Source organism: Wolbachia endosymbiont of Trichogramma kaykai, assembly GCF_045765165.1.
In the GTDB taxonomy this organism is placed as follows: domain Bacteria; phylum Pseudomonadota; class Alphaproteobacteria; order Rickettsiales; family Anaplasmataceae; genus Wolbachia.
In genome coordinates this window covers 119,580-138,479 of sequence record NZ_JBJJXK010000004.1, presented here as the reverse complement: position 1 = coordinate 138,479, position 18,900 = coordinate 119,580, and the positions used below count along the sequence as shown (strand labels likewise).

At 34.1% G+C, this 18,900-nt stretch carries 20 protein-coding genes, 1 other RNA gene and 2 pseudogenes; 13 read left to right on the top strand and 10 right to left on the bottom strand.

Annotated elements, in window-relative coordinates; all coding sequences use genetic code 11:
- Positions 1–5: 5 nt before the first annotated feature.
- Positions 6–2,462: an endopeptidase La gene (gene lon / locus wTKK_RS04735; protein ID WP_407512429.1), complete on the top strand. Its 2,457-nt coding sequence runs from the start codon at positions 6–8 to the stop codon at positions 2,460–2,462.
- 99 nt (positions 2,463–2,561) lie between these two features.
- On the opposite strand, the gene wTKK_RS04730 is transcribed toward lon, so the two are convergent.
- Complete coding sequence (locus wTKK_RS04730) at positions 2,562–4,118, bottom strand: penicillin-binding transpeptidase domain-containing protein (protein ID WP_407512428.1); 1,557 nt, start codon at positions 4,116–4,118, stop codon at positions 2,562–2,564.
- Complete coding sequence (locus wTKK_RS04725) at positions 4,073–4,909, bottom strand: polysaccharide deacetylase family protein (protein ID WP_407512797.1); 837 nt, start codon at positions 4,907–4,909, stop codon at positions 4,073–4,075. Before wTKK_RS04725 ends, wTKK_RS04730 begins: the two co-directional genes overlap by 46 nt.
- A gap of 327 nt (positions 4,910–5,236) precedes the next feature.
- Here wTKK_RS04725 and wTKK_RS04720 point away from each other — a divergent pair, with 327 nt between their 5' ends.
- The 8 genes and pseudogenes from wTKK_RS04720 (at position 5,237) to rnpB (ending at position 9,015) form a co-directional block, all read left to right on the top strand.
- Positions 5,237–5,386: a hypothetical protein gene (locus tag wTKK_RS04720; protein ID WP_407512426.1), complete on the top strand. Its 150-nt coding sequence runs from the start codon at positions 5,237–5,239 to the stop codon at positions 5,384–5,386.
- Between the two features lie 54 nt (positions 5,387–5,440).
- Entirely contained in the window at positions 5,441–5,641 is a 201-nt protein-coding gene (locus tag wTKK_RS04715) for a Mov34/MPN/PAD-1 family protein (RefSeq protein ID WP_407512425.1), read from the top strand.
- Positions 5,642–5,899, top strand: coding sequence for a JAB domain-containing protein (locus wTKK_RS04710; protein ID WP_407512795.1), 258 nt, complete (start codon positions 5,642–5,644; stop codon positions 5,897–5,899).
- Positions 5,900–6,017: 118 nt separating this feature from the next.
- The gene (locus wTKK_RS04705) at positions 6,018–6,206 is read left to right on the top strand and encodes a helix-turn-helix domain-containing protein (protein WP_407512793.1); all 189 of its coding nucleotides are present in this window, start codon (positions 6,018–6,020) and stop codon (positions 6,204–6,206) included.
- A 233-nt stretch (positions 6,207–6,439) separates the two neighbouring features.
- On the top strand, positions 6,440–6,631 hold the full coding sequence (locus wTKK_RS04700; RefSeq protein WP_407512791.1) for a hypothetical protein: 192 nt from the start codon (positions 6,440–6,442) through the stop codon (positions 6,629–6,631).
- Between the two features lie 396 nt (positions 6,632–7,027).
- Positions 7,028–8,116, top strand: a pseudogene (locus wTKK_RS04695) (IS481 family transposase).
- A gap of 87 nt (positions 8,117–8,203) precedes the next feature.
- The gene (locus wTKK_RS04690) at positions 8,204–8,509 is read left to right on the top strand and encodes a hypothetical protein (RefSeq protein ID WP_407512424.1); all 306 of its coding nucleotides are present in this window, start codon (positions 8,204–8,206) and stop codon (positions 8,507–8,509) included.
- Between the two features lie 157 nt (positions 8,510–8,666).
- Positions 8,667–9,015, top strand: an RNA gene (gene rnpB, locus wTKK_RS04685) — RNase P RNA component class A.
- Here the strand turns inward: rnpB and wTKK_RS04680 are convergent.
- Both wTKK_RS04680 and wTKK_RS04675 read right to left on the bottom strand, forming a co-directional pair.
- Entirely contained in the window at positions 9,004–9,144 is a 141-nt protein-coding gene (locus wTKK_RS04680) for a hypothetical protein (RefSeq protein WP_407512423.1), read from the bottom strand. The two genes, rnpB and wTKK_RS04680, sit on opposite strands and share 12 nt — an antisense overlap.
- Before the next feature lie 241 nt (positions 9,145–9,385).
- Positions 9,386–10,138 carry a response regulator transcription factor gene (locus tag wTKK_RS04675; protein WP_407512421.1) on the bottom strand — a complete coding sequence of 251 codons (753 nt, stop codon included), beginning with the start codon at positions 10,136–10,138 and terminating at the stop codon, positions 9,386–9,388.
- A gap of 286 nt (positions 10,139–10,424) precedes the next feature.
- Here wTKK_RS04675 and wTKK_RS04670 point away from each other — a divergent pair, with 286 nt between their 5' ends.
- The 4 genes from wTKK_RS04670 to wTKK_RS04655 are packed head-to-tail and all read left to right on the top strand — an operon-like array spanning position 10,425 to position 13,857.
- Entirely contained in the window at positions 10,425–11,402 is a 978-nt protein-coding gene (locus wTKK_RS04670) for an NAD(P)H-dependent glycerol-3-phosphate dehydrogenase (RefSeq protein WP_407512419.1), read from the top strand.
- 19 nt (positions 11,403–11,421) lie between these two features.
- A complete protein-coding gene (locus wTKK_RS04665; RefSeq protein WP_407512418.1) occupies positions 11,422–11,904 on the top strand; it encodes a phosphatidylglycerophosphatase A family protein in 483 nt (160 codons plus the stop codon).
- Positions 11,894–12,673, top strand: a complete 780-nt coding sequence (locus wTKK_RS04660) for a GNAT family N-acetyltransferase (protein WP_407512416.1) — start codon at positions 11,894–11,896, stop codon at positions 12,671–12,673. The genes wTKK_RS04665 and wTKK_RS04660 overlap by 11 nt, the downstream gene beginning before the upstream one ends.
- A gap of 47 nt (positions 12,674–12,720) precedes the next feature.
- On the top strand, positions 12,721–13,857 hold the full coding sequence (locus tag wTKK_RS04655) for a hypothetical protein (RefSeq protein ID WP_407512414.1): 1,137 nt from the start codon (positions 12,721–12,723) through the stop codon (positions 13,855–13,857).
- 3 nt (positions 13,858–13,860) lie between these two features.
- On the opposite strand, the gene wTKK_RS04650 is transcribed toward wTKK_RS04655, so the two are convergent.
- The 6 genes and pseudogenes from wTKK_RS04650 to wTKK_RS06285 form a co-directional block, all read right to left on the bottom strand.
- Entirely contained in the window at positions 13,861–14,649 is a 789-nt protein-coding gene (locus tag wTKK_RS04650) for a succinate dehydrogenase iron-sulfur subunit (RefSeq protein WP_407512412.1), read from the bottom strand.
- Positions 14,650–14,703: 54 nt separating this feature from the next.
- Entirely contained in the window at positions 14,704–15,162 is a 459-nt protein-coding gene (ybeY, locus tag wTKK_RS04645; protein WP_407512410.1) for an rRNA maturation RNase YbeY, read from the bottom strand.
- 339 nt (positions 15,163–15,501) lie between these two features.
- Positions 15,502–15,900, bottom strand: a complete 399-nt coding sequence (locus wTKK_RS04635; protein WP_407512408.1) for an EVE domain-containing protein — start codon at positions 15,898–15,900, stop codon at positions 15,502–15,504.
- Positions 15,900–17,084, bottom strand: a complete 1,185-nt coding sequence (gene ftsZ, locus wTKK_RS04630; RefSeq protein WP_407512407.1) for a cell division protein FtsZ — start codon at positions 17,082–17,084, stop codon at positions 15,900–15,902. The genes wTKK_RS04635 and ftsZ overlap by 1 nt, the downstream gene beginning before the upstream one ends.
- A gap of 155 nt (positions 17,085–17,239) precedes the next feature.
- The gene (locus wTKK_RS04625; RefSeq protein WP_407512406.1) at positions 17,240–17,731 is read right to left on the bottom strand and encodes a hypothetical protein; all 492 of its coding nucleotides are present in this window, start codon (positions 17,729–17,731) and stop codon (positions 17,240–17,242) included.
- 77 nt (positions 17,732–17,808) lie between these two features.
- Positions 17,809–18,838: pseudogene (locus tag wTKK_RS06285) on the bottom strand (YifB family Mg chelatase-like AAA ATPase); the annotation flags it as partial.
- Positions 18,839–18,900 lie beyond the last annotated feature (62 nt).

Below are 18,900 nucleotides of genomic sequence, written 5' to 3'. Positions count from 1 at the left end.
ATATTATGAGTATTGGACGTGCTGTAAACTTTAATTCTGCTGTATTACCAGTATTACCTCTAAGAGACGTAGTAATTTTTCCAAATATAATGTTGCCTTTATTCGTAGGTAGAGAAAAATCCGTTCATGCATTAGAGTATGCAATAAGTAGCAGTAGTCACCAAAACGAGATTTTTCTCATAGCACAAAAAGATGGTTCTATTGATAATCCAGAGCCAGAGAATCTTTATGAAGTAGGCGTGTTAGCAAATATTATACAACCATTAATAAAACTGCCTGACAATGCAGTAAAAGTCATGATTCACGGGGTAAGAAGGGGAAGAGTTATAGAATATATTAGCTCTCACACTTTGTTAGAGGCCAGAGTAGCGTTGGATAGTAATTATGAGTATGGAGAAAATGAAGATAATATTGATTTAGAAGCTTTAAGGCGTTCTGTTATAGATGCATTCGACAATTGGTGTAAACTAAGCAAGAAAAGTCAGCCCGAGATTATTATTGACCCCATTGATCAAGTGAAAGAGGTTAATCAAATTGTAGATATGATAGCTTCGAACTTAAATATAAAGGTATCAGATAAGCAAAACATACTCGAAGTTTATAACCCAAAAGAGCGTTTAAAAAAAGTTTTTGCTCTTATTGAGAGAGAAATAAGTATTTTGAGTGCACAAAACCGCTTGTATAAGACAATTAAATCACAGATTGAAAGTACTCAAAGAGTTTACTACCTTAATGAGCAATTAAAAGCTATACAGAAAGAATTAGGTGAGTTTGAAAATGGAGATGAAGGGAATATACTCAATGAATTTGAAAAAAAGATAAATGAAACAAAGCTTTCTGAGGAAGCAAAAGAGAAAGCCATAACTGACTTAAAGAGATATAAGAAAATGAATCCCATTTCTCCTGAGGCAACAGTTATATCTAGTTACTTGCATTGGTTGCTTGATTTACCATGGAGAAAGTACAAAGATGCAAAAATTAACTTAAATGCGGCTAAAAAAATCTTAGATGAAAATCATTATGGCATAGAGAAAGTAAAAGATAGAATAATAGAATTTTTAGCAGTATTAAAGAGAGTAAAAGAGATAAGGGGTCCTATACTTTGCTTAGTTGGACCACCTGGTGTTGGTAAAACTTCTTTAGCTAAGTCTATGGCAAAAGCAGTAGGAAGAGATTTTGTTCGCATATCTCTTGGTGGTATACGTGATGAGTCTGAAATACGAGGACACAGGAAAACTTATATTGGCTCAATGCCTGGTAAAATCATTCAGCACATGAAAAAAGCTAATTCATGCAACCCGCTTTTCCTTCTTGATGAAATAGATAAGATGGGTTCTGATTCTCGTGGTGATCCTGCATCTGCATTACTTGAGGTTTTGGATACTGAGCACAATAAACATTTTACAGATCATTACTTGGAAGTTGAGTTTGATCTTTCAAGTGTAATGTTTGTAGCAACAGCAAATAGCTTAAATTTACCGCATCCTTTGCGTGATAGGATGGAAATTATACAATTATCTGGGTATACCGAAGACGAGAAGATCAGTATTGCTACACATCACCTTATTCCAAAATTAAAAAAAGAGCATGGTTTGCATCAGAAGGAGTGGGAAATAACCAATGAAGCATTATACGAGTTGATACGTTTATATACACGTGAAAGCGGCGTGCGAAGCATGGAAAGGGAACTTGAAAAACTCATGAGAAAAGCAGTTAAAGCAATATTAACTGATAAAAATAAGAAAATATCCGTAGAGATTAGTAATTTACAAGATTATCTAGGGGTACGTAAGTATACCTTTGGCATTGCAGAAGATGAGAGTTTGGTAGGGATAGTAACTGGTCTTGCCTATACTGAAACAGGTGGTGATATTTTGATGATAGAGTCAGTCCTAATTCCTGGTAAGGGGGAGATAAAATATACAGGAAAGCTTGGAGAAGTTATGCAAGAGTCTATAAAAGCTGCGTATAGTTATGTGCGATCAAATTGTTTATTTTTCGGTATAAAGCCCAAAAAATTCCAAAATAATGATATACATTTGCATGTACCTGAAGGTGCTGTGCCAAAAGATGGTCCCTCTGCTGGCAGTGCAGTATGTACGTCTATTGTTTCTCTCATGACAAATATACCAGTTAACAAAAGTGTTGCTATGACAGGCGAAGTAACATTGCGCGGTAGAGTTTTGGCTATCGGGGGCTTGAGAGAAAAATTGCTTGCTGCGCTAAGAGGATCAATCAAAACTGTGATTATACCAAGTGAAAATGAGAAAGATATGCAGGAGATTCCCGCAAATATTAAAGAAGGGATCAACGTAATTTTTGTTAAGAATATTGATGAAGTTATAAAAATTGCTTTAACTCGCCCTATTACTTCAATTGATGGTGATAGTCAAAATAGTCTACCTTCCTCCATAGAAAATAAAGATAGTACCTTCTCTGAGTTAGAAACATTAAAGCACTAAATTGAAAAGGTTTATGCAATTTTCGTTTCTTTTTTTTAACCTCAAAGCTCTGATTTGAATACATAAATTACAAGTAACATATACGGCAATTTCATAAGTTCATTTTTCAAGCATATATTGCAATATCTCACGAGCAATTGCAACATCTTGGCGTGGGGTTTTGCCATGTTCTATAAACACTGAGACTGCATAGCGCGGATCATGGTAGGGGCCATAAGCGATAAACAATTTATGACTTTCACCTTTAGAGTTTATCTCTGGTGTACCGGTTTTGCCAGCAATTTGTATACTGCCTAGTCCTTTTCTATAGTTAGCATTCACCACGTCAAACATAGCTTTTCGAACCACACTAAGATGCTCATGATTCACATCAATATCAAGAAAGTCTTGCCCTGGTTTACTCATCTCAATGTGGGGAATTACCTCCTTTCCTGTTGCAACCCTCGCTGCAAGAACCGCAAGCTGTAGTGGTGTTGTAAGTAAATACCCTTGTCCTATAACTAAGTTAATGGTATCACCTAAATACCACTCTGAATATAGCTTGCGTGCACGCCAATCCACATCAGGCAACAATCCCGGAGCTTCTTCCTTAAACATTCCAATTAATGGTCCACTTCCTATACCAAATTTGCTAGCCATTTCTAGTAGAGAATCTACATTTATTTTTTTTCCTATATTATAAAAGTAAGTGTTGCATGAGAAGACCATTGCCTCGTTTAAAGATACATATCCATGGACTTTGCTTTTTAGGCAACGAAATTTTCGTTCACCTATTTTCATATATCCCCTACACGAGAACTTTTCTTCTGGTGTTATTATTCCATCTTTTAAACCCGAAAGCGCATCTATTATTTTAAATATTGAACCAGGTGGAATTTGATATGATAATGCACGGTTTACAAGCGGTAATGAAGGATTGTTTAAATTTTTCCAAGTTTCATTTGATAACCTGCTAGTGAAAAGATTATTATCGTAAGAAGGTGAATTATATAATGCTAAAATTTCTCCGTTATTTACATCAATTACCACTGTGGAACCTTGGTGTTCTTTAAATATCTCTGCAATTTTCTTCTGTAAATCAACATCAATTGTCAGCTGTATATCTTGTCCGTCCTGCTGCGGTATGCTAGATAACTCTCTCATGATACGCTTCTTAGAATTTATTTCCTGCTCAGATTTTCCGTTCTTGCCTTTTAATACATGATCATATGTATATTCAATTCCACTAACCCCTGCTTCATTTATGTCTTGCTGTCTTTTTGTATATCCGATTATATGAGAACATATCGAACCAAACGGGTAATAACGTTTATAAAGAGCAGTTATTTTTGTATCTGATGATTTTGTTGAATCAGGTTTAATTTCTGATAACATCTGCAAATCAACTTCCCTAGTAAAGTTTTTCTGCCCATCAAATAAAACAATATACGAAATTTTGTTTACTGCGAGTTCAACACTATTCCTATCCAAAATCCTGCCTCGTTTAGGCACAATAGTAACAACTTTTATCCTATTATTATCGGATAGCACTTCATATTTTTGTCTATCTCGTACTTGTAAAGTATACAACCTATAACTAAAAATAGCAGAAATAGTAAGCTGAATACCACCTAATATGAATGCCCTGCGGTTGAAGACCTTGTTTTTTGTCCACATAGAATTCCTTTAGAATGCACTTCTTCTCCTTTTATTGGCATATTTCTAGCTTTCACCACATCACAAATCCTCTTTTCCCAATCACTTAAGGTAACAAGCTCATAACCCCATTTTTTTAGTATTTTAATAATCTGAGGTAAAGCTTCCACTGTATTTGATTTGTTATCGTGATCATGGAACAATATAATCGCTCCATTATGTACATTGCTTAAAACTCTTTCAACCAGAATCTCTGATTTATCGCCTTGCCAGTCCAGAGAATCAACTGTCCAGAGTATGGAACACATATTTAATCGATTAGTATTTTCGATCAAATTATCATTGTAACATCCATATGGTGGACGAAACCATTTTACATTCTGTTCTGTTGCATTTTTAATTGCCACATTTGTCTTTTCCAGTTCTTGCAATTGCTCCTCACTTGAAAGTGATGTCAACTTCCTATGCGACCAAGAATGATTACCTAATTCATGACCTGCTTTATGGATTTTGTTTACTATTTTAGATATTTTTTTATTTATACGCTCACCAAGCACAAAAAATGTCGCTTTTGCTTTATTGCTCTCCAGAATATTAATAATATCTCCTGCTCTATTATAAGACGGTCCATCATCAAACGTAAGTGCAACGAACTTATCTTTGTTATTCAATAATTTCTTTATATTACTTAAATTTCTATATGATAGATCCAAATCACAAATGAGCCCACGATACGGTAAGTTAAAGTTACAATCACTACAGAAAACTGCGCTTGAATATAGCAAAAGAAAAGCGATTGTTCTTATAAAAATATATAACCAACAAAGTGATAGAGTACTACACTTTTTTGCTAAATTAAACCACTTTTAACAGCTACTGTTTATTTCGTTACTTTATCAATATATTATATTAATAACTTTATATAATATAGTATGATTGCAAATATAAATACCGTTGCACTTCAGGGAACCAGCACAGTAAATGTTAATGCAAAAATTCACATGGCAAATGGTATTCCAGCTTTTAAAGCAACAAGGACAACATTGCAAATTTAGAGTTCAAAAGGGTTATTCCTCGAGAACTACTGAGTCAGAAAGCTGGCGCTGAATTTGTATATAATTTTGATCTTGGAGGTTTTTATGAATAATAGTGAGAGAAAAGAAAAATTGGAAACTCGTATTCTATCAAGTAGAGGAAGATCTTTACTTGACCATGAGCTATTGGAACGTAATCTATCTGCTTGTACAGAAGGAAGAAAAGTCGCCAAAAAGGCTAATGGAGCTTTTTAGTAGTTTAGGAAGGGTAATTAATGCTGATTTTCATGAGCTAAAAATGTTACAGGAATGAACGATGGAGCAATAGCAAGTATCTTTTGTCTGAAAGAGATTTTTGATAGGATACTGAAAGGTAAGTTAAAAAAGCTGTCGATTCTTGATAATAGAGAAGAGCTACTAAAATACTTTAAGGCAGCAATAGGGCAGTCACGAAAGGAAAGCTTACGAGTGGTATACTTAGATCGAAGTGGTCATTTAATATATGAGTAGATTCAAGATTGTGGAACTATAGACAGAGTACCTCTATTATATGTGAGGGAAATAATAAAGCAGGGGTTACTGATTGACGCAGCATCTGTTGCAACTTCACACAGTCACCCAAGTGGAGATATAGAACCGTCAAAGGAGGATGAGGATAACACACTTACATTAGCTGCAACTTGTGAAAATGTAGGAATGAAATTGATAGATCATATAATCGTAACACAGAAAAGCCACTTTAGTTTTTATGACAGTGGTTTATTGTAATCTGTAGACCGTAAGGAAAGTTCTCTAGCTTTCCTTCTTTTTTTCACTTCACAAATTAAAAAATTCAATATAAGCTTGAACAGCTATAATTAGTAGTAAAAGGTGGAATTAGGTAAAAATAAAGGAACTTAGGTTATACTCTGGTTTGGCGCAGACTGAATTAGGAAAAAGAATAGGTGTTTCATATAGACAGATACAAAGGTACGAAAATGGTTCAAATTGCATTTTAGCCAGTAGGCTATATGACTTAGCAAAAGCCCTATCAATTGATGTTGCTGATTTCTTTACTGGTATGCATACTGACTAACATGAAGCTTATGATGAAGAAATACTAAAACTAGTCAAAGGATAGAACAAAATTAAGAGCAAAAAGTTAAGTAGTATAGTTTATATATTGGTAAAATCTTTTTCTCAAAGTATACTATCCGATACGTAAAATGACCCTACAACATCCTATCGATAAGCAAATAGGTGAAAGGATAAGGAAAAGAAGGCTAATATGTGGTTTTAGCCAAAGGGACTTAGGAAAAAAAGCTTGGAATTTCATTTCAGCATATACAGGGATATGAAACTGGAGAGGTAAGGCTTGTAGTTGATAGATTGTATAATTTGGCAGAAGCTTTGTCTGTTGATATGTCATATTTTTTACCAAAGGCTCTGAAGACTTGCATGATAAGGCCTTCCATAGCGATGTGGGCAGCGAAGAAATATCAAATTAGCAAGAGAATATAGAAAAATTAAAGATGAAACATTGCGTGATACTGTGCATTCAGTGATAAAGGCTCTTGCTAACAAATAGTACAAATTTTAAAGTTCAGGTATTTTTTATAATATAAAACACTTCTACAAGCAATACTAATTCAAGTAAATTATTTATGGTAAAAACCACTTTACTTTGTAATAGTTAACCATAAGCAATTTATTTCTGATATACAAGTAGCTATGTGAAACATAGCCACTTGTCTCCAATCAAGAACGTCCTACGGATGTCGTTTTGTTGTCTTTTAATTTATTCACCCAAGAAAAGGTCTCACTACTTTTAGAATTTTGGTAGAATAGTTTAGATTTGATCTGACAGATTAATAAAGTAAGATAAAAATATAAATAAATTTTAAAGGAGTGTCAGACATGAGTACAACACAAGAAAAAATACTAGAACCAAAGTTGGGGTTGCTAGAACTTGCAAAGCAATTAGGAAATGTATCCCAAGCGTGTAAAGTAATGGGATATTCAAGGGATACATTTTACCGCTTCAAAGAGCTATATGAAACAGGAGGGGAAAAGCATTATATGAGATAAACAAAAGCAAACCATTACTTACCAATAGAGTACCAAAGGATACAAAAGAAGCAGTAGTTAAAATAGCAGTAGAGTTTCCAGCATATGGACAAGAAAGAGCAGCTAATGAATTAAAGAAAAAAGGAATTCTAATATCTGCTAGTGGTATAAGGTCAATATGGCAAAGAAACGATCTCGAAAATTTTAAAAAGAGATTGAAAGCCCTGGAAGCAAAGGTGGTCCAAGACGGTATAATTTTAACGGAGGAGCAAGTTGCTGCTTTAGAAAAAAACTAGGGAACAAAAAGAAGCCAATGGCGAAATTGAGACACAACACCCTGGATACTTAGGTAGTCAAGATACCTATTATGTAGGCAATATCAAAGGTATTCGAAGAATTTATCAACAAACTTTTATTGACACCTACTCTAGAGTGGCCTTCGCTAAGCTTTATACGGAGAAAACTGCTATCACAGCTGCAGATCTTCTCAATGATAGAGTTATACCATTTTTTGATGAACAGAAAGTTCCATTGCTACGCATTTTAACTGATCGTGGTACAGAGTATTGTGGTAAACCAGGTAGTCATGCGTACCTGTTATATTTGGGAGTAGAAAATATTGATCATTCTAGAACCAAAGCTTATTCTCCACAAACTAATGGTATATGTCAAAGGTTTCATAGAACTATGCAAGATGAATGTTACAATATTATCTTTAGGAAAAAGATTTATAGTACTTTGGAGGAGCTTCAGTTAGATGTCGTCATTGGTTGCATTCTTATAACAGAGATAGAACTCATTCCAGTAAGTATTGCTATGCCTATGCAGACCTTTTTTGATAGTATGAGTATTGCTTACCAAAAAAAAATATTGATAACATTAAAACAGATTCTGATATCAGTTTTGAACTCGTCAATTCTTCTGTCAGATCAAGTCTAAATTATTAGAGTTCACTACAACTTTACTTCCTAAACTACTCCTTCACCACAGCCCACTCAGCTTGCTATAGAGTCTAATAGGGCAGGAATGATAGGTGGATCTTTGGTTGGAGCGATAATAAGTATTGCTGGAATTATAGGATTCATAGCATACAAATATGTTAAGGGTCGTAATTCTTCCCCTGTTTTAGAACTAACTAATTTCAATGATAGAAGGCGATCATCTTCAAGTGGCAATAGCGATGAAGAAATTTTTATCGCTAATAACAGAATGAGACATATATCTATGCGAACTATGGATCAATCTGAAACAGTGCTAAACAGTATATCGGTGGAGAGTAGTAGTCGGTCAAGAAGTAGCTCATCGTCTTCAAGCGGTGGACCGGGATCTTGACTGACTGAGCTAGAGTATAAAAGTGAAAAAAGCTTATCTTGGGATAGCGATGATATACCGGAATATCACCTTTAGCTATTTGTCTGAATATTTTTAGTATGTAGACTGTTAGGAAATTTTCTTTTGCTTTTGTGATTTTAATGTTAAAGTATAATTTCTAGGTGAAATAAGTAGCTGCTGTTGTGTGATAAACGCAGCAGAGGAAAGTCCGAGCTCCAAGAAAAGGTAGTGACGGGTAACGCCCGCCGGAGGTAACTCCAGTTATAGGGCTACAGAAAATTACCGCCTAAATATTATTAGGTAAGGGTGAAAAGGTGTGGTAAGAGCACACCATAACAATGGCAACATTGGTAGTCAAGTAACCAACACTAGGAGCAAGATTAAATAGAAGTAGATTTTATGTTTTTCTCATATCTACTCGGGTAAATCGCATGAAGTAAATGGTAACATTTACTCCAGATAAATAGCTACATAAACAGAACTCGGCTTATATTTCACCTAGGCAATGCATGAATGCCAGCAATGCTATGTAAATGTATCAAATATTTCACATACCCTGTACGCTCAATTTGACCACCTATATTCCTTTTACTTCTTGGCTTATCTCTTTTTTTATTTCCTTTTGAACTTAACAAAGCTTGAATTTAACCGAGCTTTTCCTTTAACTCGTCATTCTCTATCTCTAAAGCCTTACTTTCTTACCTATAACTTTTTAGCTCCGCTTCCAACCTTTCTATCTTTTGTTGCAAATCTTTGTGAAGTTCTAAAAGACTGACCACGTTACCTCACCTTTAGGATTAGTTTTTATCTTACTAAATCTACCTTTCGCTTCTTCAATCAACAAGTAAATAAAGCATTTCATGCGCTGTCCTTCACTTATTCTGCTTGATAGTCACTACTGCTTTCGCTTATATTAGCACTAGAGTATTCTTCATCGTCAACATACTCTTTTAGAACATATCCTCTACCCCAAACGGTTTCTATGTGGCTTATTCCATCATTTGCACTTTCAAGTTTTTTACGTAATTTACACATAAAAACATCAACTATTTTGTTGTCTGAAGGTTCGTCCAAGCCATTGTAAAGATGGTTTAAAAACATTTCTTTTGTCAACACTGCTCCTTTACGCAATGCCAGCAATTCTATCATGGAATACTCTTTGTTAGTAAGGTGAACTGTTTTGCCTTTTACCTCAACAATCCTGTGATCAAAATTGATATTCATATTACCAATTTTTATCACTGATTCGGGATGACCTTTAGTACGTCGGACTATGGCCTTAATTCTAGCTAATAATTCGCTCTTGTGAAATGGCTTGGTTAAGTAATCGTCGGCACCATACCCAAGTCCTTTAGCTTTATGGTTGGCAGCGGAGATACACGAAAGTATTAAAACAGGAACTTTGATTTTTGCACTTCTTAATCTTAACAGTATATCATATCCATCAATATCACCAGGCAGGTGTATATCTAGAATAACTAGATCGTAATAGTCTCCACCCGAGGAAACCATATTATTGCTATAATCTTCTGCAGAAGTAACAACGTCGCAAAAATGTCCATCAGAAGTTAAGGCATTAACTACAGTCCTTGCACTTACTTGATCATCTTCAATTAATAATATACGCATATTTTACACCCCATAAATAATTTATAATTTTAGTAATAAATATAACCAAGGAAAGTAACAAATCAAATTTTTATTAATGAATAGTTAATGTGTCGTTCCAAAATTATACAAATAGATCTAAAATACAGTAGATATACTATTTTTAGTAAATATTGAATAGAAGATATTTTTATTAAAAGAATACTTAGGTTAATAGATATTTAAACTATTTTACACCTTTATGTTACATTTTTAGTTTACTTATTCTACAGTTTTAAATTATAAGTAATACTTTCAGGAATATTGAGTGGTAATATCAGTTTTAGGTGCTGGCGCATGGGGTACAGCAATTGCGATTTCATTAAGTAGTAAGAAAAATGTAATTTTGTGGACTCGCAATAAGGCCATGTTTGAATCAATTAAAGAGAAAAGAGAAAGTGAAAAGCTACCTGATTGTCCAATTTCTGATAATGTATCAGTAAGATTAGCTATTGAAGATGCAGTGAATGCTTCAATAATAATTCTAGCTGTTCCCACTCAGTCTCTAAGGGAGATATGTCATCAATTGAATGATTGTAACCTAAAAAAAAATGTAGCAATAATTTTGGCTTGTAAGGGAATAGAAAAATCTACATTAAAATTACCTAGTGAAGTAGTCAATGAAGTTTTACCTAATAATCCTCTTGCTGTTTTTTCTGGTCCTAGCTTTGCTATAGAAGTTGCAAGAAAATTACCATATTCGATGGTTCTTGCATGTCAAAATGAAGTATTAGGTTTAAAATTAGTATCAGAGCTACAGCAAGAAAATATAAAATTGTACCTTAGTAGCGATGTTATAGGAATACAGGTTTGTGCAGCGTTAAAGAATGTTTTTGCTATAGCATGTGGGGTTGTTCTAGGTAGGTTTGGGTTTAATGCTCATGCAGCATTAATTACGAAAAGTATGAGTGAAATTAAGGCTTTATACTCAGCAAAAGTTGGTGACGGCAATGTAGATATAAATACACTACTTGGACCAGCATGCTTAGGCGATTTGGTTGTGACATGCACATCATTAAATTCAAGAAATCTGTCTTTTGGATCTAAAGTAGCTAATAGTAATGGTTCTAGTGCTCAGCAGATTTTATCAGAAGGTAAGTCGGTAATTGAAGGTTTTAACACTGCTAAGTCTGCATTTGATTTAGCAGAAAAGCTAAAGATAAAAATGCCCATATGTGAAGCGATCTATAGATTGCTATATGAAAATACTTCTATAGAGGATACTATTTCTGTTCTTGTAAATTAGTTTTATATTTCGGTATATTATGAAATTTTTATATAAATTAATATCAACATGGTGGCTATCTGGGACGGTAAAACACATGCCAGGTACTATAGGCAGCTTGGCTGCTTACCCAATTGTTCCTGTATTACTCAATGACAAAATTTTAGGTACAGCAATTATTTTTTTTTTATTCTTAGTTGGATTATGGTCTACGGGCAATTATGTACAACATTACAAAGCTCCGCATGATCCAAAAGAGGTAGTAATTGATGAAGTAGTTGGTCAATTGCTGACAGTACTTCTAGTTTCAATATTATTAGAACAAGAAATGAATAGCTCTGTATTGTTGGTGTGCTTTTTCTCCTTTAGGTTTTTTGATACAATAAAAGTGTGGCCTATAAATTTGATTGATAAAAATACAAAAGGTCCTATAGGTATTATGCTAGATGATGTTGTAGCTGCAATTTTCGCCTTTGTTTTTATAGGAGCCTTTTATTGTTTATTGTTTATTTATGCAGAATAAAAAAATTTGTTATTCAAGCTTAATTATTCAGAACCTAAAGGATTATATACTTTATGCAACGAATTTGTCCAAGTGGGAAATACATGACGAATTTGATAATGTTATATTTACAGTAAATGGTACCAGAGAATCGTTATTTAATTTTGTGTTTTGTGAAGATCAATGTACTGAGCTTTCCATATGCAGAACTCTAGATTATCTCAAAGCACGAAATATAGAAGCAACATGGATAATAAGTCCACGTATAAAAATAGGGGGTATTTTAGAAAAATGCGAAATAAAACACGTTAGCACACCAAAAAAAGTTTTACTCAATATAAAAGATTATTTTTTGCCTGATGATGCTGTTCCAAATTTGAAGTTCAATGTTGTAAATAGTAATGAGCTCTTAGAGCAATTAGATTTACACACTTCTAAAATTTTTTATCACAGAATTAGTATTGTTAGCACATTTTTTCGCCAATTATCGAATTATGATGATAAGAGCTCAAGGTTAAGATTTTTTCTTGTAATGCTAAATAACGAAATTGTTGGAACATGCGGTCTTTATATTCAAGACAGCATAGCTGGTTTTTATAGCGATGGAGTTTTACCAATTTACAGGGGTCGTGGAATAGGAACTCAAATGGTTTTAGAAAGAATAAAGATAGCTAGGCAATTTGAATGCAAATACATAGTAGCACATTGCATGAAACCTTCTGTAAACCTTTATAAGAGATTAGGCTTTAGGGTATTGGGCAATCTTCACTTATATACCTCTTCAGCATAATCTCTTTGCTGAGAGGTTATAAATTTTTATGTTTATTTTGGAATACCATGTTTTTTTTGTATGAAATAGTTTTACTACTAATTCTAGTATTCTTCTTTTTCTCATATTCTAAATTAAAAATTAGTAATAAAATTAAGGACTTACAACATCAAAATGTTATCATAAATAATTTAATAGATACTGTAAATGATGGATTTTATATTTGGGACGCAAAAAAACGTATAGAAAAATTTTCTCCCAATTTACTAATTTTGCTTAATACTGTTTTTTATTCATTTAATGAGTTTGTAAATTTTTTTGAGCAATCAGAAAGCTTGATTAAAAGTTTTGCTGAGGCAAAGGAAATAAATAAATCTTTTACTCTAGATTTAAAGTCAAAAGACAGTGAGGTTTATTGCACATGTTATGGTAAAAGCATAATAGATTATTCTAATAATGTGATTGGTGTGTTGTTATGGATAAGGAATATCTCCGATTATAAGATAAAAGCTAATGAACTTGAGTTAGAAAATAGTAAGCTTATGCGAGAATTGGAGAACTATAAAAAAATTTTTGACTCTTTACCATTTCCAATACTGAAGCACAATAAGAATAAAAAAGTAAGGTTTTATAACTTATTTTATGATAAATATATAGGCAGCTCTAAAAAATTTACCGTTGCGAGTGGCTCCTATAACATAAAACCAGGAGAGTGTGTAATAACTTACAAGAATGAACCTAAGGTTTTTAATTTTGTTGAAGTTCCAATGCAAAATTCTAATAGCATAGTAATGTATGGAAAAGATATTAGTGATGAAAAAAAATTACATACTGAGCTAAGCAATTGTTTAGCTGCACAAGAAAGTTTGCTTGAGAAGATATCGATTGCTGTAGCGATATATAGTAAGAATCAAAAGCTAAAATTTTATAATAATGCTTTTATAAAAACTTTTCAGTTTGATCCAGAATTTTTGGAGTCTTATCCAACTTATCACGAGATTATGCTTCACCTATTTGAATCTAAAAAGCTTTTAGGAAAAAAGGATTTTCAAACTATTAATAATCAGAGACATGAGTTGTTTAAAAGATTACTGGAATCATATGGTGAAACAATACATTTCATGAACGGAAGAACGTTTAGAGTATTAACAATACCCTATGCTTCAGAGAGTCTACTATTTTCTTACGAAGAGTGCCAGAAATAACACTCAAATTACTTCTCTCTCTACCATAAGCTGTTTTACTTTCGCTATCGCTTTTGCTGGGTTAAGACCTTTCGGGCAGGTTTTTGTACAATTCATTATTGTATGACAACGATACAACTTAAATGGGTCGTTTAAAGAAGCAAGTCTTTCTTCTTTCTTATTATCACGACTGTCAGCAATCCATCTATAAGCTTGCAGTAATACCGCTGGCCCTAAAAATTTATCACCATTCCACCAATAGCTTGGGCAACCATTCGAACAGCAAGCACATAGTATACAATCAGACAGACCATCCAATTTTTTCCTATCTTCAGGAGATTGAAAGTATTCTTTATTTTGCAAGGTAGATTTATCTGTTTGTAACCAAGGTTTAATCGATTTGTATTGCTCATAAAATTGGCTTAGATCTGGAACTAGATCCTTTACTATATACATATGAGGTAGTGGATATATTTTTACTTCACCTTTTATATCATGTATAGATTTAGTGCATGCAAGAGTGTTGGTGCCATCAATATTCATTGCACAAGATCCGCATATTCCTTCTCTGCAAGAGCGTCTAAAAGTTAAGGTTGAATCTATTTCATCCTTTATTTTTATTAATACATCAAGTACCATAGGGCCACAATTATCCATATCGATAAAAAATGTGTCTATTCTTGGATTTTTATCATCATCAGCAGACCAACGATAAATTTGAAATCTTCTAATATTTTTTGCTCCAGTAGGAGTAGGATAAACCTTGCCCTTTTTATTAACTTTAGAATTTTTTGGTAAAGAAAACTGAACCATATTGCTTACCTTTTACAGCTAAAACCCCTTTTTTGTAAATAACATATTTTGGTATTATCTACCATACTTTTCCTTTTCAAATTCAAGCAAAGCTAAAATCTTGCTCTCTAAACTTTTCATTATAATTTCTTCATCTTCTTTTTGATGATCATAGCCAAGTAAATGCAGCAATCCATGAACTAACATGTGTGCAGTGTGAGTGATGATAGATATACAGTACTCATGAGACTCTCTTTCTATTGTATCTACTGCAATTGCTATGTCTCCTAGATCACATTCACTAGATAACTGTTCGCATGGAAATGATAGTACATTAGTTGGCTTATCTATTTCTCTAAACTTGAGATTAAGTTGATGTAGCAAGTTATCATCAGCGAGAGCTATTGATATATTAGGTTTATAATGATCTATTTTCAATTCTTTTAGAGAAGCGTTAATAATATTTAATACAAAACTCTGTGGGTCCTTCGTAATACTATGCCACCTCTTATCAAGAATATTTACTTCTAACATGAATAAAGCACCAGAAAGGATATTATCCCATCACTTGACATTGGAACCCAAAAAAGAAGAATTATAGACCATCGTATCATACACACAACTATACGAATATTGTACACTAGAAGTACGTCATCCCAGTGCCCCGACACTGGGATCCAGGAATTCTGATTAGACATTAGGTGAGTAAATATAAAAGCTATATTAAAACACAACATTTTTAACGTGGTTCCATTACAGCTGGATTCCAGCGTCAAGCACTGCTTTGTGTTTGATGAAAAATCGGCTACTTTGAAACAAACACTCATACAGCTGTATGTTGTGTGCTGAGGTAATATTGTTTGGCAACAGGTATTACACATCACTCATCCTTATTATTTCATTCCACTCATTCTCTAAAACTGGAGAAACTGATAAACGTGATTGTTTTAATATAACCATATTTTTCAAAAGTGGGTTTTGTTTTATACTTTTTAACGTCACTTGGTTACTTAAAGGTTTCAAAAGTTTTACATTCACCAGTCCAAATTTGGAATTATAAAAATGATAATACTCCTTTAATACTTCGACTATTCCAAGTATAACTCTCTCTTTACCTGTATGATAAAAAAACGCAAGATCACCTAATTTCATAGCTCTCATGTAATTTTGAGCTTGATAATTGCATACACCACTCCACTGCGTCACCTGCTCCTTCCCCATTTTTTGCCACGAGTATTCACTTGGCTCTGACTTGAATAGCCAAAATTGCATTATTTTTTTCTTCTTAAATAAGCTGGTATATCATAAACATTGCTACCCCACTTAACTCTTTCGTTTGTTTGCTCAGTTGAAGCATACTCTTTTGTTTCTAATGTTGGAATTTGATTATAAGGCCATTTAAAATTTTTTTCCTCTGCTGGGATCTTGTTTTTATTCACAGATGCATTGTCGTTACAGCTATCAATGCCAGTTGCAAGAACAGAAACTCTAACTCTTCCCTCCATCGCCTGATCAAAAGTGGCACCAAATATTATATTTGCATTTTCATCCACTTCTTCACGCACTCTATTGGCTGCAGCATCAACTTCAAATAGAGTCATATCTCCACCACCAGTAATATTAATCAATATTCCTTGCGCACCTTTCATTGATACATTATCAAGCAATGGATTAGATATCGCAGCCTCTGCAGCACTAATTGCCCTATCTTCTCCTTCCGCCTCTCCAGTACCAATCATTGCTTTACCCATCTCACTCATTACCGTTTCTATATCAGCAAAATCAAGATTAATCAGTCCTGGCATGATCATCAAATCAGTTACTCCTCTTATGCCAATATGCAGAACATTATCGGCGAGTTGAAATGCATCAGCAAATGTAGTTTTCTCGTTAGCAATTCTAAATAAATTTTGATTGGGAATGACAATAAGTGTATCTACGTATTTTTGCAACTCTTCAAGTCCAAGCTCTGCAGTGCGCATACGTCGCACACCCTCAAAACCGAACGGCTTAGTTACAACTCCAACAGTCAGTATCTTTTTTTCTTTTGCTCCTTTATCTTTAACCACCGCTCTTGCTTCTCTGGCTGCTTTTGCAATTACCGGTGCAGCACCTGTTCCAGTACCACCACCCATCCCTGCTGTGATAAAGAGCATATGGCTGTCCCTTATATGCTCCATAATTTCATCAATTGATTCTTCTGCTGCACCTTTACCAATATCAGGCAAAGCGCCGGCGCCAAGGCCCTTAGTTAAGTTAATACCAAGCTGAATTTTTTTATCACATAATGACTTCTCTAACGCTTGAGCATCGGTATTTGCTACAATAAAATTTACTCCTTGTAAATTGGATTGAATCATGTTGTTCACAGCATTTCCGCCAGCACCACCCACTCCCACAACGGTAATCCTTGGGTGTAATATAGGTAGATCTGGTAGACTAAGGTCAATTGACATTTAAACTTTACTCAAATATTAGTGAATTCACTTTGTTAACATTACTAATCAGTAGGTATAATAATCGCAGGCCTTCAAACAGCACTACTTAGAATGCAAAAAAAAAATTGTAGAAAAGGGACAAAAATCTATCCCTTTTACTTTGTTGAAGTCACCTATTTCGCTGGTTGTTGAGCTAATCCCACTACTACCGCAACTTCATTCAAGAGCGTTGATGCATCATTATCTTTTAACTTAATATTGCCATCTTCCATTGCAAGTTTATCACCATCTTTTTCACACTTATTGAGTACTTCTTTTACTGCATCAATTTGACTTGCCTTATTACTGTTTTTATATACATACATAGGCGCAGTTATTAAAGCTGCTGCTGCAGCAAGAACTACCAAACTAGCAATGAGTGGATGAGCAACTGCAAATACAGACATTGCAGTAATCGCAGGACTAACAAGTGCTGCAGCTTTTGTTCCAACTGTACAAACAAAAGTTGCATAAGCTGGACTTAAGAAATAAGCAGCCGTAAGCGAAGCTACTGTCGCAATTGCTACAAAAGTAGCAGCCGTCCTATACGGATGTTTTGCTACAAAACCATAACCCTTATCACAAACTTCTCCAACTTTACCTTTGATTGTTTCTACTATCGGCATAATTCTACTCCTAAAATATTAAAACTTCACTAATGGCAGTATATGGTAAAAAAAAGTTTTCTGTCAAGCAGATCAATTTATTTATACATTCTTATTCTGTAATTCAGCACTTCTGCAATGTGTGCTTTCTTTACCTCTTCACTTTTTACAAGATCTGCAATGGTTCTTGCGACTCTTAATACGAGTGTGTAGCCTAGATTAGAAATATAATTTTCTTTCAATGCGTATTTTAGCAATTCTACCCTTCCTGATCTGGTTCAGTGAATTTATTTAATGCTTTACCACTGACTTCTGCATTGCAACTAATATTAAATTTACTATAACGCTCAGTTTGAATTTTTCTCGCTGCTATCACCCTTCCTCTTATAACCTCGGTACTTTCTCCCTCCACAGGGATTTCAGGAGAAAGTATGCTAACGTTTGGCATTTCAATGCATATGTCTATTCTATCAAGCAAGGGCCTGATATTTTATTTCTATAATCTGTGCCGCATTTGGAGCTTTGTTGCACGATCTACTTGCATCACCTAAGTAACCGCACCTGCAGAGATTAATTGCAGCTATAAGTTGAAAATTAGCTGGATAAGTAATGTGAGCATTTGCACGTGCAATAGTAACTTTTCTATCTTCAAGTGGTTGACGTAGAGAATCAAGTACAAGCCTTGGAAATTCAGGTAGCTCATCAAGAAATAACACACCATTGTGAATCATGGTGATTTCCCCAGGCTTTGCATTTTTTCCTCCTCCTATCATCGCTGACATCGAGCATGAGTGATGAGGTTCACGAAAGGGACGAGTTACTTTAAATGTTTCGTTAAATGTTTCGTTACCGGCTTTTGTTATGCTAGAGATGATATTAACATCAATCATCTCTTGTTCAGTCAAATCGGGTAATAGCCCTATAAATCGCTTAGCAAGCATTGACTTTCCAGTACCAGGAGGTACAACAAGAAGCATATTGTGTCCACCTGCTGCTGCAATTTCAGCTGCTCTTTTTGCAACAATTTGACCTTTAATATCCTTTATATCTGGAACTGAATCTTTTTTCTTTGGGTGCAGAGCTATAGTTAAAAGTTACCGACTGAATTAACTGCTCACCCTTAATATGTAATAGTTTAGATTTGATCTGACAGATTAATAAAGTAAGATAAAAGTATAAATAAATTTTAA